Here is a 22645-nt window from a genome sequence, read left to right as displayed (position 1 = left end):
TCCATGGCTCCTTTGAGTCTTGTTGTTGGTTTAGGGAACCCGGGCGAGAAGTACGCCGGAACCCGCCACAACGTCGGATTTATGGCGCTGGAGCAGCTGGCCAAGCGTCAAAACAGCAGCTTTAAGCAGCAGTCCAAGCTCCACGCCCTCGCCGCGGAGGTGGGACAGGGTGCTGAACGCCTGCGTCTGTTGATGCCTCAGACCTACATGAACGACAGCGGTCGTTCGATTCGTGCTGCTCTCGATTGGTTTGGCTTCGAGCCCAACCAGATGCTGATCCTGGTGGACGACATGGATCTCCCCCTCGGTCGCTTGCGCCTGCGGCTCTCGGGCGGTGCTGGCGGGCATAACGGTCTGCGCAGCACCATTGCCCATCTCGGTGGCCAAGAGTTCCCCCGCTTGCGCATCGGGATTGGCGCTCCTGCCTTGAATCCGGTGGAGCGTAAGCAGCGCACTGTCGGCCACGTCCTCGGCCGCTTTGCCGTCGCCGAACAGCCGGTGCTCGAGGAGGTCATCGATGAGGTCTTGGCTGGTCTGGATCTGATTCAGCGCCTGGGGTTTGAGCGGGCTGGTAACAGGCTCAACGGTTTTGTTGCTCCCTCTGCCGCCAAGCTGGTCGAGCAACCCACTGCCTGAGTCCGCGTGAGTCGCCTCCCCACGACAACGGCGCAATTGCGGGTGCTGCGCCAAAGCTTTAGCCAGCGGGTGCTGGAGGGTGAGGTCAGCGCTGGAGGGTTCGAGTGGACCTTCGCCTGGTTCTTTGACCGCGGCGAGCTGCAGGTGGAGCCCTCCCTGGGCCGGGCCTTGATCCAGGACGCGTTGCTGCGCTTCCTGTTGAAAACGGACTACCAGCTGGAGGCGGGTGGGGACTACGCCTTCAGCGTGCGGGCCAGGTTTTAGGCAGCGAGCTGGCGCAAGACGACCAAGCCAGGTTCCCGCTTGAGCTCCGTTCCCCAATGGCGCTCCAGCAGCAGTTGAGCCACGACATCGTCGTAGTCCCGTGGGGGCAACCTCAGGCCCTCGGGAAGCAATCGCCGCCAGCCCCTGGGGGGCTCCAGCTGCCAGTAGCGGGCTCGTGCGGCCAGGGTGGTTCCCGCTTCAGGGATGACCTGGACAGCCAGGCCAAGGTCGTTGAGTTGCCGCTGCCAGTGCTTGCTGCCCGTGCCATCGCCGAGCACAACACCCTCAAGACCCGGACGTTCTCGCCAGATCGCAATCTGCTTGAAGCACTCTTCCGGGGAGAGCACGGCGGCAACCTCGATCTGGCCTGTGCTGTGGTCAGAGCGCACCAAGCCGCATTTGCTGCGGCCGGGATCGAGTCCGATCCAAGTCATTGCGGGCGCTGCCAGCGAATGTCGACGGCAATCGGGTCGGCCAGATCACTGTTGCCTCTGGAGACGGCCTCGAGCTTGGCGGTCTCGCCCAGGGGGCGGTTGACCAGGGCCTCAGCCAGTTGATTGAGGCGTGCTGGGTCAAATTGCAGGCCGTTGGCCAGGGCCCCTTGGCGTTGGGCTCGGGTAAAGGCTGCGGCGAGGAGCAGGTTCAGGCGGCTACGCACCTGATCTGGGGAGCGCTCATCGGCCTCCAGCACGGTGGTGGCCAGTTGTTCTCCACTACGCACCACCCGTTTGTTGGGTCTGACATCCGGGAATGCCACGACCTGACGCTCCCCTTTGAGCACATTGGCCGCTGAGATCAGACTCACGACCCACTCGCCGCGTTTGCTGAGGGTGGTCTCCAATTTGCTGATGTCGCTGCGCGGCACCAACAGGATTTGACGGTTCGGTGTTTCGCCTGGCAGCACGCGCTGGTAGACGTTCAAATTCGTGCGCTGCAGCAGGGCGTGGATCACGTCTCGGGCCTGGCTTGGCTTCTCGATCCGCACCTTGGCCACCTCCAGGATTTGGCCACTGCTGATCACCACATCACCCTGACGTAGGGCAATCAGGTTGCGTTCGAGACGCTCGAGCTCTTGGCTGCTGCTTTTGATCTTGCTGTTGAGCTTGGCGAGCTCAGTGCGGTTGCGCTGGAGATCGGAATCCTTCGCGGCGATGTCACGGCTGAGGCGGTCGCGCTCGGCCTCCAGTTGTTTGCGTTGCTCCATCAGGGGAGCCAGTTCCTTCTGCAGCCGGCTGGCCTGCTCGGCCACCACCTTGAGTTGGCGTTGGGCCTCGCTGCGCTCGTTCTCTGCGCTGCGCAGGGCGCTCCGACTTTGGGCCAGGTCCTTGCGACTTGAGCTCAGGGCATCGCGGCTGTCCCGCAGGCGCTGTTCGATCTGATCGAGTTCGAAGAGCCCCGTGCGCAAGCGATCACTGACGAGCAGCATCAGCCCGAGGGAGATGGCACTGATCAAGCTGCCGGTCAGCACCGTGATCACCACGGCGGTTTTCTTGGGCCGCAACCGGAACAAGCTCAGCCGCGCCTTGCCGACCTTGGATCCCAAGCGATCCCCCAGGGTGGAGAGCACTCCCCCGAGGATCAGCAACGCCAGGATCAGGATCCAGCCGGACACGACGTTGGGCGACGACGATCAGTATCGGTTGCGGTGGCTTGGAACGCAGCTGGGATCGGCCACCAGTTCAGCCGTTTAGCTGAAGCGTTTGGCGAGGGCCAACGGATCGAAGACGGTGATTTTTTTGCGGTCGATTTGCACCAGGCCGTCGTTGCGGAGGTCGCCCAAGAGCCGGGTGATCGTGACGCGGGTCGATCCGATTGCTTCGGCGATGGCCTGGTGGGAGAGGCGCAGGTCGATCGTGATTCCTTCGCTGCTGGGTACACCAAAGTCGCGGCACAGCACCAGCAGGAAACTCACCAGTCGCGAGGACATGTCGCGGTGGGTGAGGGTTTCGATCATGGTCTCGGTTTGCAGGATCCGAGAGGAGAGACCCTGCAGAAGCAGTAGACCAACCGCCGGGTCTTGTTCGATCGCCTTGCGGACGGAGGTGGCGGGAGCCGTCACCAGCTCGACGCGGGTAAAGGCAATCGAGTGATAGAAGCGGTCCGAACGCTGGCCTGTCAGTAGAGACAGCACGCCGAAGAGGCTGTTCTCCCGCAGCAGTGCCACGGTGATTTCCTCGCCGGATTCGTAGACCCTGGAGAGCCGGACCGCACCCCGTTTCAGCAGATAAACCTTTTCGGCGGGGTCGCCGGGGAAAAAGATTGTTTTGCCGCGCTCAACGATTTCGGTGGTGCTACCGCTCAGGCCCCGGATGACATCCAGCAGCGTGGCATTGGGCGGCAGGGGACTCCCCGCGATCGGTGCGATCACTGACGTACCGGTCGTAGGGCTAGGGGAGTAGCGGCTGAATCCTTGCGTTGCCACGACCATTTCAGCGCGACTGAGTTGCCTGGAACCTACGGATCAGTCCAGGGCCGCCCTGTAGCCATTGAAACTAATTTGCTGCCTCTGCCAAGGCCTGCTTCTGGGCCTGCATCAGTTGATCGATGCCGCTTTCCGCTAGGTCAACCAGGCTGGAAAGCTGTTGGCGACTGAAGGGTGCGCCCTCCGCGGTGCCTTGAATTTCGAGCAAATGTTGCTCTTGATTCATCACCACGTTGAGATCGACTTCTGCTCGGCTGTCCTCGCTGTAGTCGAGATCGAGGAGTGCGGCCCCATCCACGAGGCCAACGGAAACCGCCGCCACCTGCCCCACCAGGGGCGATCGTTCCAGCACTCCGCGCTGCTCCAGGCGTTGCAGGCCGAGGGCTAAGGCGGCCCAGGCTCCAGTGATGCTGGCGGTGCGGGTGCCGGCATCGGCTTGAAGGACGTCACAGTCGATTTGCAGGGTCCGCTCCCCCAGAACCTCCAAATCCAGGCAGGCCCTGAGGCTGCGGGCGATGAGGCGTTGGATTTCTTGGGTGCGACCGGAGAGCTTCATCAGCTCCCGTGGCTGCCGGCTGGGGGTGCTGGCGGGGAGCAGCCGGTAGTCAGCGCTCAGCCAGCCCTTGCCGGAGCCTTTACGCCACTTCGGAACACCCTCCTCTAAGCAAACGCTGCAGATCACAGCCGTGTTGCCCGTGTACACCGTGACGGAGCTCAGGGCGAAGCCCATCGGATCCCAAGCGAAGCGCGTGCTGCGCAGGTCCGTTGCGCTGCGGCCGTCCCGCCTGGGTTGGGTGCTGCTCATCGCGGGCTGGCTCAGTGCCTCGATGGTACGGGTGTTTGCACTACAGGTAGTGCTTGTTGCTTGCCGGACGGCCTAACGCCGCTACATTCAGGATCCCAAGCGGCAGCCATGCACTCGATGACGGCCAGCATTGCAGCCACGCCCCGTGCTGGACACCTGCGTCCATTGGCTGTGGTCCCGGCGTCGGCCCCCGCTCGCAGCGTGCGCCTGGCGGCCCAGCAGGAGGGGCAGCTCCAGGTGCACACCGCTCCCTTCCGCGGCAGCTTCAGTGGGGTGTTCAGTCAGGCCCTGCGCAGTGCCGGGCTTGGTAGCCGCGTTCTGGTGAGCCAATTCCTCAAAGGTGGGGTCGATCAGGGTCTGGAGCGCAGTGTGTGGCTCTGTGGCCGCCTTCAGTGGCTGAGGCCAGCCGTGGCGGGTTGCCTGGCTGAGCCTGTGCCGGCCTCCCAGGCCGATGTCGAGGCTGTGCGCGAGATCTGGGCGTACACCCGTGAGCAGCTGCTGAGCGGTCAGCTGGATCAGTTGGTGCTCGATGAGTTGGGCCTGGCCGTCGAATTGGGCTACTTGTCCGAGGCGGAGGTCGTTTCAGCCCTGGAGCAGCGGCCGTCCCACCTGGATGTGATCCTGACGGGGCCCTCCATGCCCACCGCTCTGTTGGCCATGGCCGATCAGGTCACCCAGCTGCGCCGAGGTTTCTGATGCTCAAAAACGACCGTTGGATCAACGAGCAGGCCGCCTTGGGCATGCTCGAGCCCTTTCAGCCCCAGCTGGTTCGCCATCTCGATCCGGAGAACAGCGAAAAGCCGGTTCTCAGCTTTGGCTGCTCGTCCTACGGCTATGACCTGCGTCTCTCCCCGCAGGAGTTCCTGATCTTCCGGCACGTCCCCGGAACGATCATGAATCCCAAGCGCTTCAACCCCGCCAACCTGGAGCCGGTGCCCCTGCATGAGGACGAGGACGGCTCGTACTTCATCCTCCCGGCCCACTCCTATGGCTTGGGTGTGGCGCTCGAGAAGATGTGCGTCCCTCCCAACATCACCGTGATTTGCCTGGGCAAGAGCACCTATGCCCGCCTGGGGATCATCGTCAACACCACCCCAGCTGAGGCCAGTTGGGAAGGTCACCTGACCCTGGAGTTCAGCAATTCCTCCGGCGCGGACTGCCGCATCTATGCCAACGAGGGCATTTGCCAGCTGCTCTTCTTCGAGGGCGATCCCTGCGAGACGACCTACAAGGACCGGGCTGGCAAGTACCAGCACCAGCCCGAGCGGGTCACCTTGGCCAAGGTCTGAGCCCTAAGGGGCCAGGCGCGCCTTGTGCAGGCGGGTCTTCTCGTACCAAGCCGCGATCTCTGGGGCCCAGGCCTGGAGGTGGGGCCACATCAGATCGCAGAGCACCCGGATTTCCTCCTGGGCATCGAGCTTGGCGCGCAGGTCCATGAAGTGCAGGAACGCCCGCAGCGAGAAGCTCACCACGAAGTGCTGGCGGTAATCGAAGGGAAGGATGCCCCGGGCATGCTCCTCGGCGAACCCCGCCGCGAGCATGTCGCGATAGCGCTCGGCCGCGGCTTGGCAGAGGGCGAGATCCTTGGCGCGCTCGTCTGCGCTGTAGGTGTACTTCTTGCCTTGCCGATCGCTGTACTGCCCTTCGGGGCGCAGGTAGAAGACCTCTTCGAGTTCCAGCTCGCCGTTGGCGGCCCGGCAGATGCGCTCGCCGGTGTAGCGCATGGATTGGACGTCAAAGCTCACGCCCACCCGGTGGGTGCGGGCCTGCTGCATCACGGAGTGGGGGAACCAGCCCACGTTCAGCACAATCTGGGCGTGCTCCAGCGGACCGTAGTGACCGCGCTCACCAGCTAGGAGACGTTTGACGCAGATCTCGCCGGCCTTGGTCTCATCAGGCCACTCGGCGCGATCGGCCGCCACAAACCCTTCGCTGTAGTCCTGGTGCATCCCCGCATAGACGCACTGCTGGGGGTTGGGGGTCGCTGCAATCAGCTCAACCCGAAAGCGTTTCATGGGCGGGCGATGGCGTGGGGAGCTGGTGCTGCAGGGTAACGGGCTTTGGGGGACTCAGCTGTGGCTGCGGGGGCCTGCCATGGTGGTCGCCTCCGCTTGCGGCAGGACGCTGGTCTCGGCAACGCCCGCCATGGCCGGTAAGGGGGTGCCTGCCACCAAGGCTTCAGTCAGGGCTTCCAATTCGCTTTGGCTGCGGGCGCCGACGGCGCGGCCCACGCGGGTGCCACTGGCATCGAAGAATTCCAGCTGCGGGATGCCGTTGACGTCGTAGCGATCCACCTCCGGTTGCCAGCGGGGGTTGTCGACGTTCAGCAGCACCACATCGAGTTGATCGTGGTGTTGGCTCTCGACCTTCTCCATCGCTGGGGCCATGGCTTGGCAGGCCTCACACCAGTCCGCGTAGAACTCGACCACGCTGGGCCGGCCATTGCTGAGGGCAACGGCGGGCTCCAGCGACTGGCGGGCCAGCTTCTCCAGGGGCGCCGCCGGTGAGAGCCCGCCGCGCAGAAGGAAGAGCCCTAAGGCCAGAAGGGCGGCCACTGCAGCCAGCAGCATGCGCTCGCGCCGTCCCAGGGCTGCCGTGTTGCTGTCCACAGGTGGTGTGTTGATCCTTGGCGCCAATCTGCCAGGGCTGTTCCCATTCCGCGTCGATACCCTGACGGTGGCTGAGTTGCGCCCTTGAAACGCCGCATCACCCTTCACTTCCCGCGGGAGGCGGTGCACCAGCCGATCACCTATCGCCTGGCGGTCGAATTTGATATCGCCGCCAAGATCCTGCGGGCGCAGATCGCTCCGAACCAGAGCGGAACGATGGTGGTGGAGCTCTCCGGCGACATCGATGATCTCGATGCCGCTGAGCAGTGGTTGGAGGGGCAAGGTCTGGGCTTGAACCGGGCCTCCGGTGAGATCGCGATTGATCCCCAGCGTTGTGTGGACTGCGGCATCTGCAGCAGCGTTTGCCCGAGTGGTGCCCTGAGTTTCACCGCTCCCCACTGGCGACTGGAGTTCAACGCGCAGCGCTGCCTGGTCTGCGAGCAATGCATCCCCTCGTGTCCGTTTGAAGCGATCGCCCTGGTGTTGGATCAAGCTGTGGGCGCTGCCCAGTGATGCGCCCGTCCATGCGCCCTGTGACTGCTGTTCTTCGCTTCCTGGTCCTGCCGCTGCGGGCACCGATGTTGCTGGTGCTCTTTGCTGTCAGCGCCTTCATGGGATTGCACTGGGCTGATGTGTCTCCGCAGTTGCTGACCCAGGCCAGCACGCCGGTGCAGCAGGAGTTCGCGGGCCCTTGGTTCTGGCCGCTGCAGTGCATGCAGGCCCTTCTGGTGGTGGTGCTCTGCACCATGCCCGATCTGCTTCTGCGGGAGCTCTCGCAGTTGATGGCAGCCAGTAAGGCGCTGACCCTGGTGGTCACCCTGCTGGTGGTGATCACCGGGGGCCTCTACCTCCTGCACCTGGCGGTGCTCTCTGAGGTGTTGGTCTTGGCCTCGGCGGTCTTGCTCGCCCGGCTTGATCTCACCCGGCTTCGGATTGCACCGGCGCCCCTGCTCGGAGCCTTTGTGCTCTGCAGTTGGGTCCTGGCGGGAATCCTGGTGGGCCGCTCCCTCTATGCCCATCTCGGGTTCGTCTTTGCTTAGGGGCCGGCATCAGCGGCAGAGGGTCTCGGCGCTTTCTGCGAGCCGCCGGTAACTCCAGTAGTTGCCCAGCACTTTTTTGGTGTACAGCCGGGTTTCGGGGTAGGGGATGGCCTCGGTCCAGAGCTCCGGTTCGCGCTGCAGATCAAAGCCCCGAGAGTTGAGCCAACTGGCGACGGCACCGGGGCCAGCGTTGTAGCTGGCGATGGTTTGGAACAGGTTGCCCCCGGTGCTGCTGAGCAGTTGTTTGAGGTAGGCCGCCCCCAGGGCTGCGTTGCGGGCTGGATCGATCAGGGCCTGATGGTCCAGGGGTTCGCCCGCTAGTTCGCTGGCGGTGGCTGGCATCAGTTGCAGCAGGCCACTGGCTCCAGCCCCTGAGCGCACACTTGGGCTGAAGCGGGATTCCTGCTTGGCGACCGCCAGCAAGAGGGCGAGATCGACACCCGTCGCTTCACTGGCGGTGCCCAGTTCTGCGCCAAAACGCCGGGGGTGCAGCTGCCGTTCCCGATCCAGTTGTCCCCGGCAGCCGATCTGGGGCAGGCGAAAGCTGGCCCGCTCGAGTTGTCCGAGTCCGGTCCAGTCATCGCCGATTGCCGTGCGCAGTCGACCTTCGATCAGAAACTCCTCAGGTCGGCTGGGGGACCTGCCCCCTTGCTTGGTGCGCCAGCTTTCCCAGGCCTCCAGTGCTTGCCCCCGCTGCCAAAGGGCATCGATGCGTGTGTCACCACTGGCCAGGGGTTCCCAGGGCTGAAGCGGCTCTGTGCTGGTGAGTTCCTGGTGGGACTGTCCCAGGCGTTCGCTGGCCCGCCAGCTGTAGTAGCCCAGGGGTTGGCTCCGTTGGGTTTGCCGCCAGAACTGCTCCGCGCTCGCCTGGTCCCCCTGCTGCTGGGCACTCCAGCCGCGCCAGAACAACTGGCGCGCCGCTAGAGGTGCGGGCAGGTTGGCGCTCTCCAGTTGGCTGAGCCAGCCACTCGCTTGGCGCCAGTCCCGCTGCAGCAAGGCTTTGCGCGCCTCGCTCCACTGGAGTTCCCAGCTGGCTGGGTCATTGGGCCAGCGGCTGAGCACGGTGGCCGGATCGACCTGTCCCGCTTCGGCGAGTCGGGCCTGCACGGGGGCGCTGTCCTGGAGGGTTGGCGGCAGTTGTTGGAGCCGTTCAACCGCTCCTGCTGCCGGAGATTGCGCCAAGAGGCGTGCTGCCTCTGCACCCTGCGGGCCTTCGCTCTGGGCGAGGCGCAAGAGCCAGTCTTCGGCCTGCGTTTGTTGCGCGCGGTTCCCCCGCAGCAGGGTTTGAGCCAGGCGCAGCTGCAGTTCTGCTGTGGCGGGGGTGTTCCCAAGGCAGCGCAGGGCTGCTTCGCTGCGTCCCAGTTGCGCGAGCCCCGCGGCGAGCAGCTGCTTGTCTTCGGCGCTGAGCGCAGCGGCACGGGTCTCGCAGGTTTGCAGCAGGAGCGCTTCGGCACCGGGCCAGCGGGCACCCCAGCGGGCGAGGTGCAGGGCATCGCCTGCTTCGAGGGCTGCCGCCAGGGCCGCCGGGTGGGCGGCAAAGCGCTCCAGCAGCGTCAGCCGCAACTTGGGTTGCTGCCGGCCCAGGGCATAGAGGGCATCGGCACTGGCGGGTTCCTGCGGAAAGCGCCGCAGCAGTTCTGCCCAGAGGGCCTGGGCTTCCTGGGGGCGTCCACTCGCTTGGGCGGCGAGGGCCGCGCGTTTGAGGCTGATCGCCGCCAGCACTCTGCTGTTGCTGTGGTTGCCCCAGCCCTGGCCCTGGAGCCAATGGCGCCGCTCTTCAGGGCTGCTCTTGGCTTGAGCACTCAGCAGCAGTGCCGCATCCCGCCGCCGGTCTGGATCGAGGCTGTGTTTGCGGCTGCGGGTCAGCTCGGCTGGGCTGCTGTTGGGGGTGAGGGGCGGAGCCAGCTGCACCAGAACCTGCCGCCCGGCGGCCAGGGCAACGCCCGTTCCCAGGCAGCAGAGACCAAGCAGTGCTGTGCCAAGAAGGCTTTGGCGTCCTTCAGCGGAACGGGGGCGCTGGGCCAAAGCAGTGGGATAACTCTGCGCATTCTTGGTGAGATGCGCCCCGCTTGCATCGCAAACCAGGCGTAACCTGCCGCGAGCCTTGACCCATCAGCTCGCCATGTCTCCGCTTGGGGCGCCATTCCCTTCTGGTACGGCGAGTTTTGGAACCGATGGCATCCGCGGCCGGGTTGGGCAGGTGATCACGCCCGCCCTGGCCCTGCAGGTTGGCTACTGGTGCGGCCGGGTCCTCCCCGCGGGTGGTCCGGTCGTGTTGGGGATGGATTCCCGCAGCAGCGGACCGATGTTGGTGGCCGCCTTGGCCGCTGGGCTGACCGCAGCGGGCCGTGAGGTGTTGGATATCGGCCTTTGTCCCACCCCCGCCGTTCCCGGCGCCATTCGTCAGCTCGGAGCCAGTGGCGGCCTGATGGTGTCGGCCAGCCATAACCCGCCCCATGACAACGGCATCAAAGTGTTTGGAGCCTGCGGGGCCAAGCTGGCCAAGCAGCAGCAGGCCGAGATCGAAGCGGGTCTGCATGGCAGCGGCGATGTGCTGGGCGGCTTCAGCGCCAATGGACGGCTTGTGCAGCGCCCGGATCTGCTGAACGACTACCGCCAGCGCCTGCTGGAGAGCGTGGGTTCAGCTCGGTTGGATGGCGCCAAGGTGGTGCTGGATCTCTGCTGGGGTTCGGCGACCAGCTGCGGTGAACGCGTCTTCCGTGAGTTGGGCGCTGAGGTCACGGTGCTCCATGGCCAGCCCGATGGGACCCGGATTAACCAGGGCTGCGGCAGCACCCATCTCGAGGCTCTCCAGGCGGAGGTGATCGCCCAGGGGGCGGCGATGGGTTTTGCCTTTGATGGCGATGCCGATCGGATGCTCGCGGTCGATGGCCGTGGTCGGGTCGTCGATGGCGACCAGATCCTCTACCTCTGGGGCCAGGCCCTGATGGCCGAGGGGGCCCTACCGGACAACCGGATTGTCGCGACGGTGATGAGCAACCTCGGCTTTGAGCGTGCGTGGCAAGCGCGAGGTGGCGTGCTGGAGCGCACCGCCGTCGGTGATCAATACGTGCATGCCGCCATGGAGCAACTCGGCGCGTCTCTGGGGGGCGAGCAGTCCGGTCACATCCTCTCGGCCCGCCACGGCATGAGTGGTGATGGTCTGCTGACGGCGCTGCAGGTGGCGCGATTGATTCAGGCCCAGGGGGGTTCCCTGAGCGACTGGCTCGATGGCAGCTTCCAGCCCTATCCCCAGAAGCTGGTGAATGTCACCGTTCCGGATCGCAGCAGGCGCACCGGTTGGGAGAGCTGCGCGCCGCTGCTTGAGGCTGTGCAGGCTGCGGAAGCGGCGATGGACGGTACTGGGCGTGTGTTGGTGCGGGCCAGCGGTACCGAGCCGTTGCTTCGGGTGATGGTGGAGGCGGCTGAGCAGGCTGATGTCGACCATTGGAGTCGCCAGTTGGCGGAACTCGCCGATCAGCACCTCAACGCCGCCTGAACGGCCAGTTGCAGGGCGCCATCACAGGCATCGCCCTTGGGGGCCACCAAGGCGGCACCGGGGCAGCGTTGCTCGAGGTCCGCGGCGAAGGCGCGGCGCAGTGTCCCCAAGTGTGTGAGCGCGCCGCCGCTGCAACAGACCCGCGGAGCTTGCAGCTCGAGGGTGGAGGCAATGGTGCGCACCATCTGGCTGAGGGCCAGCGCTGAACGTTCAACGATGCGTTGAGCGTGGTCATCGCCGCCTGCGGCGCAGGCGTCCACCACGGGAGCGAGCTGGGCAAAGCCGGCCGCGCCAAACCCTTCGGCGACGACGGCGGCCTTGAGCTCTTGCGGGGTGCTGACCCCGAGGGCTTGCCAGAGCTGGTGCTTGAGGGAGGTCTCCCTCAGCCGTCCATCGGCCATCTGCACGCTGATCGCTAAGCCGTCCCGGCCCAGATCCATCGCGGAGCCCGCCCCATCCAGCAGCCAGCCCCAGCCGCCCGTGCGATGCCACTGCCCGGAGCTCGTTTGACCCAGCGCAATGCAGCCCGTGCCACTGATGACGAGCACGCCAGCGGCCTCGCCATGGGCGCCCAGCAGGGCGGTGTGCTCATCACCGCTGACTTGAACAGCGGGCTGGGGAAGCTTTAGGGCGGCGGCCGCCAAGGCCTCCCCTTGGCTTTGGACGGCGCTGCCCCTCTCAATGCCGCTGGCCCCCACTCCGGCTGCGGCGAGGGGCTGCTCGCCGCCCAGCCCGGCCTGCATCAGCCCATCGCGCAGGCTCGTTTGGAGAGCATCTTGGAAACAGGCCTCACCGCCCGGTGCGGCCAGATGCCGAACCCCCGGACCCTGGCCCAGGGCGATGGGGATCAGCGCTCCCGTGCTCGTCAGTCGAGCCAGTTTGCAGCTGGTGTGGGTTTGTCCGGCATCAAAGCCAGCGAGCAGCTGCCCTTCAGCCATCGCTGCTGCTGGCACTCAAGGTGGCCAGGCAGAACCAGCCGGTGAGTTGCACTTCGGGCCGGAAGAAGATCGTGTCGGTCGCGCCCTGGATGCAGAGGCCAGCGATGGCGGCCACGGCGGCCAGGGCCGGCAGGGCCCAGCTGGACTCGCCTTTGAGTTGGCTCAGGCCAGCCCTAAGGCTGGCGAAGAGCAGACCGAGCCCCGCGATGAGATTGGGGATGCCTCCTTCCACCAGCAGCTCAAGCGGCACCGAGTAGGCGCTCAGGGCATTGAACTTCGGCTGTTGATAAAGGGGATAAATCAGGTTGAAGGCGCTGTTGCCGGGGCCGATCCCCAGCCAGGGCCGCTCCTGGATCATCTCGATGGCGGCGAGCCAGACGTTGATGCGGAAGTTGTTGGAGCTATCCCCGCGGCCTGCCGCGAGGCTCATCACCCGGATCCGTAGGGGCTCGATTTGCGTCACGGCGACCACCAGCACGCAGACGGCTACCGCGATCAGCAGCAGGGGGAAGAGGCGGCGCCAGAGGGGCGGCCAATGGCGCGTCTGCCGCAGCACCAGCAGCAGGACCGCAACGCCGAGGGCTGCCACCATCCCAAGCCAGCCGCCCCGGCTGTAGCTGAGGAAGAGGGCGCTACTGCCCAAGAGCAGGGCACTGGCGGCAAAGAGGCGCTGGGGCCATGAGCGCCAGCGCAGCAGAGCGATCAAGGCAATGGGCAGGATCGGGATCAGGTAGCCCGCCAGCAGATTCGGGTTCTCCAGGGGGCCGTAGACCCGGATCGTTCCATCGGCGACGGAGTTGGGATCGGCCCAGCGGGCCAGCTCACTGGTGTCGCCATAGAGCTGCCGTATGGCGAGGACGCTGCTGAGCAGCTCACCCCCCAAGAGGGCTGCCACGAGCCGATCCCACCAGAGCGGCGCCTGCTCGAGCAGCTGCCGCAGTAGGGCGTAGACCCCCAGATAGCTGATCAGCTTCAGCAGACCTTTGAACGCGGCTGGGGTGACCGGTGAAAACCCTGTGGCCAGAACGGCGATGCCGAGCATCAGCAGGAGCCAACCGCTGATGCGGCCGATGCGACCGGCGGGGAGGCAGAGCGACCACACCAGCCAGAGCAATCCCGACGCGAGGATCAGCAGGCTGAGGCCTGCCCGCGTGACGAAGGGCATTGCGGCCAGAAGCACGCAGAGCACGCTTCCGGCGATCAGGCTCAACCGTGATCCCAGGGGCCCCTCGCTGGCGTCGCCCAAGATCCCCTGCCAACGCAACAGCCAGGGGGTGGATGGCGCCGATCCTGCGCTCATGCCGAGGGGTGGGTTGATGTCTCGGGATTATCGGCGGCTTCGAGCTGTTGCTCCAGCTCTTGGAGGCTCGGCAACGGCGTTTCGTTGCGTTCATAGAGCACTCGGTAGACCGGTAGCCCTTGCTCGAGGACGTAGGTCTCCCGCTCGGTTGGCACGGGCAGGGGGTTGGTTGCCCGCCAGGGGCGGGCGTCAGTTGCCGGTCGGCTGAAGCAGCCGCTCGCTTCGGTGACGGCGACCATCGGTTCGATGACGTCCAAAATGTCGCTCTGCATAAAGAGCCGCTTACCCGGCTCCAGGGCCGCGGCGATGGCCAGCAGCAGCGCAGGCTGCAGGACCCGTCGCTTGTGGTGCCTTTTTTTGAACCAGGGATCGGGGAATTGGATGGAGACCAGATCCAACTGACCCGGAGCCAATGCCGTCAGCCAACCCTCAACGCTGATGTTGGCGTTGCAGAAGAGGTAGTGCAGATTGCCAAGGCCGAGCTGCTGACGGTCCGCTTCCGCTGCGGCCACCAGGGCGCGCCGGATCTCGACCCCCAGGTGGTTGAGTTCGGGTTGTTGCTGGGCCAGCGCCAGGAGAAAGCGGCCCCGGGCACAGCCAATGTCGAGGTGCACTGGTCGGCCTGGATCGCTGAACAGCTCCTGGGGTGGGGGCAGCTCCAGCGGCAACTGGAAGAAGCGGCTCAGCGGGTTGACGTGTTGGCGCACCATCGGAAGTCAGGGAGTGTTCGGCACCAGAAAGCCCCAGCTGGCGGTGTAGCCATGCAGGTGGGTTGCACCGGCGACGGGGCCAATCTCGCCGTTGCAGAAGGCACCGCTGATGGGAACAGCAGGGAATTGTTGACGGCATCCGTCCACATCGCCATTGGGGGAGCCGTAGAGCCCCTCCCCGCGGCCTAGGCAGGCAAAGAGCAGTGCGGCCATTGGCTCGGCGTTGCGGCTTCGCTGTTGCCCCAGGAGTTGCTGTTGTTCCTGTCTGGAGGTCTCGGCGTCCCGCAATTGAAACTGCACCTGCTGCCCCACCCGCAGCCGCTCGGCCACCGCCACGGAACCGGTGCGTGGGTCGACGCCGATCAGGTTGCGGACCAGGACCGCTGGCCCTGATGCCGGGGCGCCATCGCTGGGCAGCTGGAAGTTGGTTTTGGCCACCCCTAAAAACAGCGAGTGCCGCACGAGCTCCTTCTCCTCTGGAGAGAGGCCCTTGAGGATTGTTTGCAGGCAGGCCACGGGCGTGTCGGCTTCCCCGTCATGGCTGAGACGCAGCAGCACGTTGCGTTCGGCCTGCTCAATTTCAAAGACTGGACCGATCGGCTTGCAGCCCTGAGCGACCACTGGATCAAGGCGCCAGTCCCCTTTGATCAAACAGCCAACGGCACCATCGACGACGTCATCGCCGATCAAGAGTGAGCCGTGCTGGGCGCTGTGTTGTCCGGCAATGCCTCCGATCTTTTGGGCCTCGGGGTAGGCGAAGTCCAAACCGCTGATGACGTCGTTGATCGCCGTACAGGTGGGATCCAGGAGCAGAAGCATGGAATGCCCGCCGTTGGGGTCGACCCCGGCCCAGTCGATCCAGCTCTGCCGGGATCCGTCGAGATCAGGCAAGGACTCGCTGTTGAGGCTGAAGAGCTCGATCTGCGTCTGGGGCAGGGTGAGCAGGGTCACGCTGATGGCGGGCTGGTGTTCCAGCTCCTGGGCCAATCCCTCGGTGTTGGTGCCGACCACGCCACCGCCGCAGCACCCCAGCCAGTGCTGGGCTCCGATGGCCTGCTTCAGCAGGGGCATGAACCGCTGCAGATCGCTGGCATAGGCGCTGGAGCAGAAGACCAGACCAAGGTCCGCCGGGCTCCGTTGACCGGCCTGTTTGAGCTGCTGTGCCAGATCGGCGATGGCGGCTTCGAGGGCGGGTTCGCAGCTCAGTGCCGTGGTGCACTGCGCCTGCTGCGGCGCTTGTCGCCAGGGCAACAACGAAGAGAGGCGAGCGGTCCAGGCCATCGGCGGACCTTACAGCCGCTGGATAATGACCACTGACTGCCTGTTGCTGAGTGCCAGATCTGCTGCTCTATCGCACCCTCGTCTGGCTGGATTACCGCTTGGCTGCGGTTTTTGCCCTGGGGTTGCCCCTGGTGCTGCTGATTTGGTCGGCATTGAAGCGGGAGCAGGCGCTCACCCGCTTGATGGGGATCTATTGGAAGGTCGCCAGCCTGCTGCTGATCACGGTGCTGCTGCTGACGGACAACCGTCCCCTGGGTTATCTGCTGGCGGTCCTCTCCCAGCTGCTGGTGGTGATCAGCGTCTGGTTCTGGGTGGATCTCAACGAGGAGTTGGCGGACTTGCCCCCCTGGCGCCCCTTGCCCTTTGTGGTGCGCGCCTGGCGTTGGGGTCTCACGGTGTTCGGCCTGCTTGGTGCGGCCTTGAGTGCCGTGGCCCTCAACTGCGTTGGTGGCGGATTGACCCGTCCGATCTGCAGGGTTTGGCTCGAGGCCCCCGATGATCTCCATGGCGGAGTCGCCGGTTTCTTTGATTTCGTCTTTGGTGGCAGCTGGACCGCGGCCATCGCTGCCTTTGTCGGCTACGTCTCCCTCGTGGCCTATGGCGTTGGCCTTCTGCAATGGCTGATCGTGCGCCTGCCCAAGCAGGGCCGGGTCGCAGGCGGCTTCTAGGGCGTGCCGATGGGGATCAGCGTGGCTGAACTGCTGCAGCAGCTGGAGGAGATCAGCCGAAGCCGGGCTGATCGGGTCCTGCGTTTGCGGGGGTCTTTGCCGGTGGATGAGGGATGGGAGCCGTTTGAGCTGCTGATCTTCCGTGGCTTCTCCAGCAGCGTCTCCCACCCCACGGATTTCGATCCTGATCAGCCCCTGCTGCCTGAGGCAGCCCGGATCGAGCAGGCCGAGCTGCTGCAGGGCCCGCTCAACCCACAGGCCGAGCAGTGCCTCTCACGCGCCTCCGGGGCCGAGACTTACCTCGACCCATCCGCCTGGCTTTAAGAGAGAACCTCGACGCAGCGGCCGCAGAGGGTCGGGTGCGCAGCGTGCTCGCCAATGTCGCTCTCGTAGTGCCAGCAGCGCTCGCACTTCTGACCGGCCGCTTTGCGGATCTGGACGGTGATGCCGTTCTCACTGGCTTCGGCCAGCACGGCTTCGGGGTTTGAGCCGCCGATTTCCAAGGCCGAGACCAGGAGCCAATCCGCCAGGTTGTCGACCTTGGGGTGGGCGCTGTTCTCCAGCCAGGTGAGGGCTGCCTGGGTGGACTCGCTCCCTTCGCCGAGGCTCAGCTGAACCTGCGCTTCCAAGGAGGCCCCCAGCTTGGCGGCGCTGCGGCAGCTTTCCAGTTGCCGATTGACCAGCGCGCGCAGCTCCAGGATCTGGGCCATCGGTTGCTCAAGGGCACTGTTGCGCCATTGCTCGGGTGCCGTGGGCCAGCCCCGCTCAAACACTGAGGTCTCGGCAACGGAGTAGGGCAAGTTCTGCCAGATGTCCTCCGCCATGTGGCACAGCACTGGGGCGATCAAACCGGCGAGCCGCTCCACCACCAGCGCGAGAACCGTTTGACAGCTGCGGCGGCGGAAGTCGTTGGCGCCGCTGACGTAGAGGCGATCCTTGGCGATGTCCAGGTAGACGTTCGAGAGATCGACGACGCAGAAGTTCTGCAGGGCCTGGAAGAAGCGGTAGAACTCGTAGCGCTCGAAGTCGCCGCTGACGCTGTCAATCAAGGACGCGGTGCGCTGCAGCATCCACTGATCCAACAGCGGTAGCTCTTCGTAGGGAACGGCGTCTTTGCTGGGATCAAAGTCGTGGAGGTTGCCCAGCAGGTAGCGCGCCGTGTTGCGCACCTTGCGGTAGACGTCCGCCAGCTGTTTGACGATGCCGGGGCCCAGGGGGACGTCGGCGGAGTAGTCGACGGAACTCACCCAGAGCCGAAGGACATCGGCGCCGTAGGGCGGTTCCTGCTTCTGGTTCTTGCCGCCCGAGACCAGCACCGCCGGATCGACGACGTTCCCCAGGGATTTGCTCATCTTGCGGCCCTTCTCATCGAGGGTGAAGCCGTGGGTGAGCACCCGCTTGTAGGGGGCATGTCCGTTGACTGCAACGGAGGTGAGCAGGCTGCTTTGGAACCAGCCGCGGTGTTGATCGCTGCCCTCGAGGTAGAGATCAGCCGGGTAGTGCAGTTGGGGTGCGCGGCTGCTGGCGCCCTCGATGCCCCCGAGCACGCCGGCCCAGGAGGAGCCGGAGTCAAACCAGACATCCATCGTGTCGGTGCCCTTGCGCCATTGGCTGGCTTCAGCGGCGTAGGTCTCAGGTAGAAGCCCGGCTTCGTCGCGCTCCCACCAGACATCGGCGCCGTGCTCGGCGATCAGCCCTTGGATGTGGCTGAGGGTGGCTTCGTTGAGCAGCACCTCACCGGTTTCACGGTGATAGAAGACGGGAATCGGCACACCCCAGGTGCGCTGACGGCTGATGCACCAGTCCCCCCGCTCGCTCACCATCGCTTCGATGCGGTTGCGGCCGCTGGCCGGTAGCCACTCCACCTGGGCAATGGCATCGAGGGCGGCCTGGCGGAAGCCCTCCACCGAGGCGAACCACTGCTCGGTGGCGCGGAAAATCGTCGGCTTTTTCGTGCGCCAGTCGTAGGGGTAGCGGTGCTCGTAGCGCTCCTGCTTCAGCAGCAGGCCCGTCTCTTCCAGGGCGCTGATGATCGTTGGGTTGGCGTCCTTGAGGACATTGGTGCCGGCGAAGGGGCCGGCTTCTGCCGTCAGGTTTCCGGCCTCATCCACCGGGCAGAGCACCGGGAGTTTGTACTTGCGGCCGGTATTGAAGTCGTCGACGCCATGGCCCGGGGCGGTGTGGACCAGGCCGGTGCCTGCTTCGGTGGTGATGTAGTCCCCGCCGATCACGACCGGACTGGTGCGCTCCAGCAGGGGATGGCGGTATTGCAGGCCTTCAAGAGCACTCCCTTTGACGCTGACCAGGGGTTTGAGGCTCAGCCCCAGGCTGGTTTCCAGGCTTTCCCGCAGTTCGGCGGCCACCACCAGGTGGCTGGCGGCTGGTGCGGGGTTGTCGCCCTGGGCCTCAATGGCACAGATGGCGTAGTCGAGCCGTTCATTGACGGAGACCGCCAGGTTGGCCGGCAGCGTCCAGGGGGTCGTGGTCCAGATGGCGACAGCTAGGCCGCCTTTGGCCGTGGCTTGTGCGGGGCTCAGGCCCGCCTGCTCGAGGGTGCCGGCCAGCTCGCTGGGGAGTTCCACAGCAGGGAAGGCGGCAAACACGCTGGGGGAGCTGTGGCCGTCGGGGTACTCGAGCTCGGCTTCAGCGAGGGCCGTGCGGGAGCTGGGGCTCCAGTGGACCGGCTTGAGGCCCCGGTAGATGTGACCGGCCAGCACCATGGCGCCGAACACCCCGATCTGGGCGGCCTCGTAGTCCTTCTGCAGGGTCAGGTAGGGCTGATCCCAGTCGGCCCAGATGCCCCAGCGGCGGAAACCAGCCTTCTGGCCTTCCACCTGCTCGAGGGCGTAGGCATGGGCCTTCTTGCGCAGGCTGACGGGGGTGAGCTCGGCCCGCTCGCTGCTCTTGAGCCCCTGCAGCACCTTCAGCTCAATCGGTAGGCCGTGGCAGTCCCAACCGGGGACGAAGCGAGCCCGCTTGCCCTGCAGCAGGGCGGTCTTATTAATGATGTCCTTGAGGATCTTGTTCAGCGCGTGCCCGACGTGCAGGGCGCCGTTGGCGTAGGGCGGCCCGTCGTGGAGGGTGAAGCAGGGACCTGTGTTCTCTTCGCTCAGGCGCTCATAGAGCCGCTGCTCAGCCCAGAACGCCTGGATCTCGGGCTCGCGCACCTGTGAATTGGCCCTCATGTTGAAGGGCGTTTTCAGCAGGTTCAGGGTGTCCTTGTAGGAAATCTGCCCGGCGTTGGCGGAGGACTCGGAAGCAGTGCTGGCGGTCACAGCGCTTGGGGCAGCAAGGGTCGATTATCCCGCTTGGGGGCTGGAGGCCTCGATCAGCTCCTCCACCTCATCAAAGGAAGCCACCACGGTGGGCTCAACAGTGGGTTCGATGGTGGGCTCAACAGCGGAAGGGGGTTCAGCGGCGTTCTCGGTTTCAGCGCGAACCCAGCGCTTGCTGCTCTTGCCCGGTTTGGGCCCGCCTTTGAAAGCGTTCAGGAGCGATCCACCCGTTTCGTTCAGGACCGAAGCGGCCTGGGTGCTGCTGCTGAAGAGTTCGCTCAGGCTGGTTTGCCAGCGCTCGATGGACGCGATGCGCTGCTGTTCCTCGAGGCTGAGCATGCGCCAACGGCTTTGCAGGACCTCGCTGCCGAGGCGGGCAATGAGTAGGCCTCCGCAGAGGACGGCCAGCATCGGGGAGCCCGTCAGCCGGTCCGCGCTGGTGACCAGGGTCAGCCCCAGCAGCAGAACCACAGCCCCCCAGGCGGCATCGCGGGGGCGACTGAGCTCAGTGGCGAGCAGCGGCAGCAGCATCACCGTCAGGCCCACCAGCAGGGCAAGGGTTCCGCCAAGGGTGGCCAGCATCGGAATTGAGGCGTTGACCCCATTCTGGGCCGCTCTCTACAGTCGTCGCCTGCCCACCTGGCGGAATTGGTAGACGCGCTGGTTTTAGGTACCAGTGGCTTCGGTCGTGGGGGTTCAAGTCCCCCGGTGGGCATCCGTTCGAGAGGTCGGTTTTTCTAAGCTGGCCCTTATTCAGTAGGAATGACGCAAACCTTGGCCCCATCTGAGTTGCAAGAGCTTGGACGCCAAGAGGTGCGTGCTTCCGTCAGCGCAGTGCCTCGGGAATACCTCGATCCCCCGGCGCCCTGGAACCCAACGGTGGGTCTGTTCCTCGGGGGATATGCCCTTGCGGCGTTGAGCATCGCGGGCTGGTTCCTCTGGGGTTGGCCCCTGCCTGTGCTTCTGGCCACGGGTTTTCTCGCCCTGCATCTCGAAGGGACGGTCATTCACGACGCTTGCCACAACGCGGCGCACCCCAGTCGCTTCTGGAATGCCTTCATGGGGCATGGGGCGGCGTTGCTGTTGGGCTTCAGCTTTCCGGTCTTCACCCGGGTGCATTTGCAGCACCACGCCCATGTGAATGATCCGAAGAATGATCCGGATCACATCGTCAGCACCTTCGGTCCGCTTTGGCTGATTGCGCCCCGTTTTTTCTATCACGAGTACTTCTTTTTCCAGCGCAAGCTTTGGCGCGGACATGAGCTTCTTGAGTGGGGGATTGCCCGGGGAATCTTCTTCGCGATTGTGCTAGCTGGGATCAAATATGGCTTCATTGATTTCATCTTCAATGTCTGGTTCGCGCCAGCCCTGATGGTCGGGGTGACCCTGGGCTTGTTCTTTGATTACCTGCCTCACCGCCCCTTCTCGTCCCGCAACCGTTGGCACAACGCCAGGGTCTATCCGGGGCGTTTAATGAATTGGCTGATCATGGGTCAGAACTATCACTTGGTTCATCACCTATGGCCTTCAATTCCCTGGTTTGAGTATCGGCCGGCTTATCACGCCACCAAGCCAATCCTGGATGCCAAGGGCTCGCCTCAGCGCCTCGGTTTGTTTGAAACCAAGAGCGATTTAACGAACTTCCTCTACGACATCGTTCTGGGCGTGCGCAGTCACCGCCGCCGCCGCAGCAAACTTCGTCCGATTGCAGGACTGTTGCCGTCCTTCAGGGCAAGGCGCCACGTGGTGGCTCTGCTCCACCGCACGGCTGTCTCGCCCAGGCGCTGAGATTCATTCAGCCAGGATTTTGGGAACCCTGAAGAAGTCGCCTTCGCGCAGAGGTGCTTCGTTGAGCAGTTGCTCCCGCACGTCGGTCGCAACAACGGTGTCTTCGCGCGTCACGTTGACCACTTCGACAGCCCGGGTGGTGGCGGGAACGCCATCGGTATCGACGGCCTGCAGGTGGTCGACGTAATCGAGAATCCGCTCGAGCTGACCGGTGTAGGTCGCGATTTTGTCTTCGGGCAGATCCAGGCGAGCCAGCTTGGCCACCTTGCGGACGTCGTCGGCGCTGATGTTGCTCATGGGGTGAACCTAGCTGGCCGACTCGCTTAAAAAGCGCTCCAGATCAGCCACCAGCCCCGTCGCGGCCACGTCCAAAAAGCGGCGGCCGTCCTCTGCAGTGGCCAAGGAGGGATGGGAGCCCATGCGGCCATCGGGGTGGCGGCGGCGGAAGTCCTCGGGGCTGTGAATCGGTCCGGCGGGTGCTGGGTCGGGCAACGGTTGTTGCTTGCTCTCCAGGCTGGGCTCGAGCGCCAGGGTGATGGCGATTTCACTGGGGGTGGCGTGGTGTCCTTCCTTGTCCCCGTAGAGCTCTCGGGCCAGGCCCATGGCCTCTGAGGTCATGAACCAGTTGGCCAGCTTGCAGCGCAGTTGAGCGGCATTGGGCAGTCCGCGGGCGGCAGCGGTGCCGTAGGCCTGGGCAAAGGCTGCCTTGCAGGTGGCGATGTTTCCGCCATGGCCATTGATCACGTAGATCCGCTCAAACCCGTGGCGGGCCAAGGAGAGGATCAGGTCATGCAGCACCGCCAGCAGGGTGGAGGGCTGCAGGCTCATGGTCCCGGCAAAGCCCAGATGGTGCTCCGCCATGCCGAAGGCCTGGGCCGGGGTGACCAGGACTCCTAGGCGCCGTCCGACCTCCAGGGCCACGGCTTCGGCGGTGAGGGCGTCGGTGCCGATGGCTCCGGTGGGTCCGTGCTGCTCGGTGGAGCCCAGGGGAATGATCACCCCTTTGTTCTGGGTCAGATAGGCCTCCACTTCAGGCCAGCTCCGCAGCTGCAGTCGGATGTCTTCGGTGCAGTGAGCAGTCACGGGGGTGAGGCGTGAGATCGCTTCAGTATCCCTAGATCTCGGCCGCGTCAGTGCGCGGTGCCGTTGCCGTCGTACTTGTCCGTGTCGTAGTAGCCGCCCTTGGTTCCGAAGAACAAGGTGGCCAAGACAAACAGCCCGCTGCCGCCAATCAAGACCGTTGCCAGGGTGAATCCTTCGGTGTGCATCGCCGGGGCTGAGCCGATGGGCTGATTCTGGCGTCCGCGGCTTTCGCGCGCAGCGCTGGGTCGGTTAACTGTGACCTGCCTGCTTGGTGGTGGCGATGCCGAAGCAACCTCCAGCGCTCCCCCAAGCCTTCTTCGCCCGCCC

Annotated in this window: 26 protein-coding genes and 1 tRNA gene; 11 read left to right on the top strand and 16 right to left on the bottom strand. The window is 65.0% G+C overall.

Annotation, left to right across the window (positions count from 1 at the left end; translation table 11 throughout):
• The first annotated feature begins 3 nt into the window (after positions 1-3).
• Positions 4-636 carry an aminoacyl-tRNA hydrolase gene (gene pth / locus QZ189_RS03070; RefSeq protein ID WP_029626095.1) on the top strand — a complete coding sequence of 211 codons (633 nt, stop codon included), beginning with the start codon at positions 4-6 and terminating at the stop codon, positions 634-636.
• A 6-nt stretch (positions 637-642) separates the two neighbouring features.
• Complete coding sequence (locus QZ189_RS03065) at positions 643-900, top strand: DUF3146 family protein (RefSeq protein ID WP_010314492.1); 258 nt, start codon at positions 643-645, stop codon at positions 898-900.
• Here QZ189_RS03065 and QZ189_RS03060 read toward each other — a convergent pair.
• The 4 genes from QZ189_RS03060 to rph all read right to left on the bottom strand — a co-directional run bounded on the left by QZ189_RS03060 (position 897) and on the right by rph (position 4127).
• Positions 897-1334: a resolvase gene (locus QZ189_RS03060; protein WP_296420883.1), complete on the bottom strand. Its 438-nt coding sequence runs from the start codon at positions 1332-1334 to the stop codon at positions 897-899. The genes QZ189_RS03065 and QZ189_RS03060 overlap by 4 nt on opposite strands.
• Positions 1331-2512 carry a DUF3084 domain-containing protein gene (locus QZ189_RS03055; protein WP_296416444.1) on the bottom strand — a complete coding sequence of 394 codons (1182 nt, stop codon included), beginning with the start codon at positions 2510-2512 and terminating at the stop codon, positions 1331-1333. The genes QZ189_RS03060 and QZ189_RS03055 overlap by 4 nt, the downstream gene beginning before the upstream one ends.
• Before the next feature lie 75 nt (positions 2513-2587).
• Positions 2588-3328 carry a global nitrogen regulator NtcA gene (gene ntcA, locus QZ189_RS03050; protein ID WP_029626096.1) on the bottom strand — a complete coding sequence of 247 codons (741 nt, stop codon included), beginning with the start codon at positions 3326-3328 and terminating at the stop codon, positions 2588-2590.
• Positions 3329-3392: 64 nt separating this feature from the next.
• Positions 3393-4127, bottom strand: a complete 735-nt coding sequence (gene rph / locus QZ189_RS03045) for a ribonuclease PH (RefSeq protein WP_296420881.1) — start codon at positions 4125-4127, stop codon at positions 3393-3395.
• Positions 4128-4244: 117 nt separating this feature from the next.
• On the opposite strand from rph, the gene QZ189_RS03040 reads away from it, so the two are divergent.
• Both QZ189_RS03040 and dcd read left to right on the top strand, forming a co-directional pair.
• On the top strand, positions 4245-4823 hold the full coding sequence (locus tag QZ189_RS03040) for a cob(I)yrinic acid a,c-diamide adenosyltransferase (RefSeq protein ID WP_296416446.1): 579 nt from the start codon (positions 4245-4247) through the stop codon (positions 4821-4823).
• Positions 4823-5416, top strand: coding sequence for a dCTP deaminase (gene dcd / locus QZ189_RS03035; RefSeq protein WP_010314503.1), 594 nt, complete (start codon positions 4823-4825; stop codon positions 5414-5416). The genes QZ189_RS03040 and dcd overlap by 1 nt, the downstream gene beginning before the upstream one ends.
• 3 nt (positions 5417-5419) lie before the next feature.
• Here dcd and thyX read toward each other — a convergent pair whose 3' ends face one another.
• Both thyX and QZ189_RS03025 read right to left on the bottom strand, forming a co-directional pair.
• A complete protein-coding gene (gene thyX / locus QZ189_RS03030; RefSeq protein WP_010314505.1) occupies positions 5420-6142 on the bottom strand; it encodes an FAD-dependent thymidylate synthase in 723 nt (240 codons plus the stop codon).
• 54 nt (positions 6143-6196) lie between these two features.
• Positions 6197-6736, bottom strand: a complete 540-nt coding sequence (locus tag QZ189_RS03025; RefSeq protein ID WP_296416448.1) for a thioredoxin domain-containing protein — start codon at positions 6734-6736, stop codon at positions 6197-6199.
• 84 nt (positions 6737-6820) lie between these two features.
• Here QZ189_RS03025 and QZ189_RS03020 point away from each other — a divergent pair, with 84 nt between their 5' ends.
• The gene (locus QZ189_RS03020; RefSeq protein WP_010314511.1) at positions 6821-7249 is read left to right on the top strand and encodes an NIL domain-containing protein; all 429 of its coding nucleotides are present in this window, start codon (positions 6821-6823) and stop codon (positions 7247-7249) included.
• 11 nt (positions 7250-7260) lie between these two features.
• Positions 7261-7776 carry a hypothetical protein gene (locus QZ189_RS03015; protein WP_156797807.1) on the top strand — a complete coding sequence of 172 codons (516 nt, stop codon included), beginning with the start codon at positions 7261-7263 and terminating at the stop codon, positions 7774-7776.
• Between the two features lie 9 nt (positions 7777-7785).
• Here the strand turns inward: QZ189_RS03015 and QZ189_RS03010 are convergent, their stop codons facing one another.
• Positions 7786-9801 carry a transglycosylase SLT domain-containing protein gene (locus QZ189_RS03010; RefSeq protein ID WP_296420879.1) on the bottom strand — a complete coding sequence of 672 codons (2016 nt, stop codon included), beginning with the start codon at positions 9799-9801 and terminating at the stop codon, positions 7786-7788.
• A 97-nt stretch (positions 9802-9898) separates the two neighbouring features.
• Here QZ189_RS03010 and glmM point away from each other — a divergent pair, with 97 nt between their 5' ends.
• Positions 9899-11275 (top strand): phosphoglucosamine mutase, encoded by a 1377-nt coding sequence (glmM, locus tag QZ189_RS03005; RefSeq protein ID WP_296418267.1) that lies wholly within the window; start codon positions 9899-9901, stop codon positions 11273-11275.
• On the opposite strand, the gene QZ189_RS03000 is transcribed toward glmM, so the two are convergent.
• Genes QZ189_RS03000 through QZ189_RS02985 form a run of 4 tightly spaced genes read right to left on the bottom strand, consistent with a single transcriptional unit; the run spans position 11254 to position 15504 of the window.
• Positions 11254-12213, bottom strand: coding sequence for a BadF/BadG/BcrA/BcrD ATPase family protein (locus tag QZ189_RS03000; protein ID WP_296420878.1), 960 nt, complete (start codon positions 12211-12213; stop codon positions 11254-11256). The genes glmM and QZ189_RS03000 overlap by 22 nt on opposite strands.
• Entirely contained in the window at positions 12206-13513 is a 1308-nt protein-coding gene (locus QZ189_RS02995) for an IctB family putative bicarbonate transporter (RefSeq protein WP_296420875.1), read from the bottom strand. Before QZ189_RS02995 ends, QZ189_RS03000 begins: the two co-directional genes overlap by 8 nt.
• The gene (gene trmB / locus QZ189_RS02990; RefSeq protein ID WP_029626098.1) at positions 13510-14220 is read right to left on the bottom strand and encodes a tRNA (guanosine(46)-N7)-methyltransferase TrmB; all 711 of its coding nucleotides are present in this window, start codon (positions 14218-14220) and stop codon (positions 13510-13512) included. The genes QZ189_RS02995 and trmB overlap by 4 nt, the downstream gene beginning before the upstream one ends.
• A gap of 9 nt (positions 14221-14229) precedes the next feature.
• Complete coding sequence (locus QZ189_RS02985; protein ID WP_296420872.1) at positions 14230-15504, bottom strand: FIST N-terminal domain-containing protein; 1275 nt, start codon at positions 15502-15504, stop codon at positions 14230-14232.
• A gap of 50 nt (positions 15505-15554) precedes the next feature.
• Between QZ189_RS02985 and QZ189_RS02980 the strand changes: the two genes are divergently transcribed.
• The gene (locus QZ189_RS02980; RefSeq protein ID WP_010314528.1) at positions 15555-16172 is read left to right on the top strand and encodes a DUF3177 family protein; all 618 of its coding nucleotides are present in this window, start codon (positions 15555-15557) and stop codon (positions 16170-16172) included.
• A gap of 9 nt (positions 16173-16181) precedes the next feature.
• Complete coding sequence (locus QZ189_RS02975; RefSeq protein ID WP_296420870.1) at positions 16182-16496, top strand: hypothetical protein; 315 nt, start codon at positions 16182-16184, stop codon at positions 16494-16496.
• Here QZ189_RS02975 and ileS read toward each other — a convergent pair.
• Positions 16493-19357 carry an isoleucine--tRNA ligase gene (gene ileS, locus QZ189_RS02970; protein WP_296420905.1) on the bottom strand — a complete coding sequence of 955 codons (2865 nt, stop codon included), beginning with the start codon at positions 19355-19357 and terminating at the stop codon, positions 16493-16495. The genes QZ189_RS02975 and ileS overlap by 4 nt on opposite strands.
• 114 nt (positions 19358-19471) lie before the next feature.
• Positions 19472-20029, bottom strand: coding sequence for a Ycf66 family protein (locus QZ189_RS02965; RefSeq protein WP_010314535.1), 558 nt, complete (start codon positions 20027-20029; stop codon positions 19472-19474).
• A 51-nt stretch (positions 20030-20080) separates the two neighbouring features.
• Between QZ189_RS02965 and QZ189_RS02960 the strand changes: the two genes are divergently transcribed.
• Positions 20081-20162 (top strand) — tRNA-Leu (locus QZ189_RS02960).
• A gap of 47 nt (positions 20163-20209) precedes the next feature.
• On the top strand, positions 20210-21235 hold the full coding sequence (gene crtR / locus QZ189_RS02955) for a beta-carotene hydroxylase (RefSeq protein WP_296416457.1): 1026 nt from the start codon (positions 20210-20212) through the stop codon (positions 21233-21235).
• Between the two features lie 3 nt (positions 21236-21238).
• Here the strand turns inward: crtR and gatC are convergent, their stop codons facing one another.
• From gatC to QZ189_RS02940, 3 genes are read right to left on the bottom strand one after another with little or no spacing between them, the layout of a single operon-like run.
• Positions 21239-21532, bottom strand: coding sequence for an Asp-tRNA(Asn)/Glu-tRNA(Gln) amidotransferase subunit GatC (gene gatC / locus QZ189_RS02950; RefSeq protein ID WP_010314539.1), 294 nt, complete (start codon positions 21530-21532; stop codon positions 21239-21241).
• Between the two features lie 9 nt (positions 21533-21541).
• Positions 21542-22318, bottom strand: coding sequence for a creatininase family protein (locus QZ189_RS02945; protein ID WP_296416458.1), 777 nt, complete (start codon positions 22316-22318; stop codon positions 21542-21544).
• A gap of 47 nt (positions 22319-22365) precedes the next feature.
• The gene (locus tag QZ189_RS02940) at positions 22366-22503 is read right to left on the bottom strand and encodes a hypothetical protein (RefSeq protein WP_247476292.1); all 138 of its coding nucleotides are present in this window, start codon (positions 22501-22503) and stop codon (positions 22366-22368) included.
• Positions 22504-22645 lie beyond the last annotated feature (142 nt).

The organism is Vulcanococcus sp. CPBay_Sum15L08_68 (assembly GCF_017855895.1).
Taxonomy (GTDB): Bacteria; Cyanobacteriota; Cyanobacteriia; order PCC-6307; family Cyanobiaceae; genus Vulcanococcus.
This window is presented reverse-complemented; position numbering and strand designations above follow the sequence as displayed.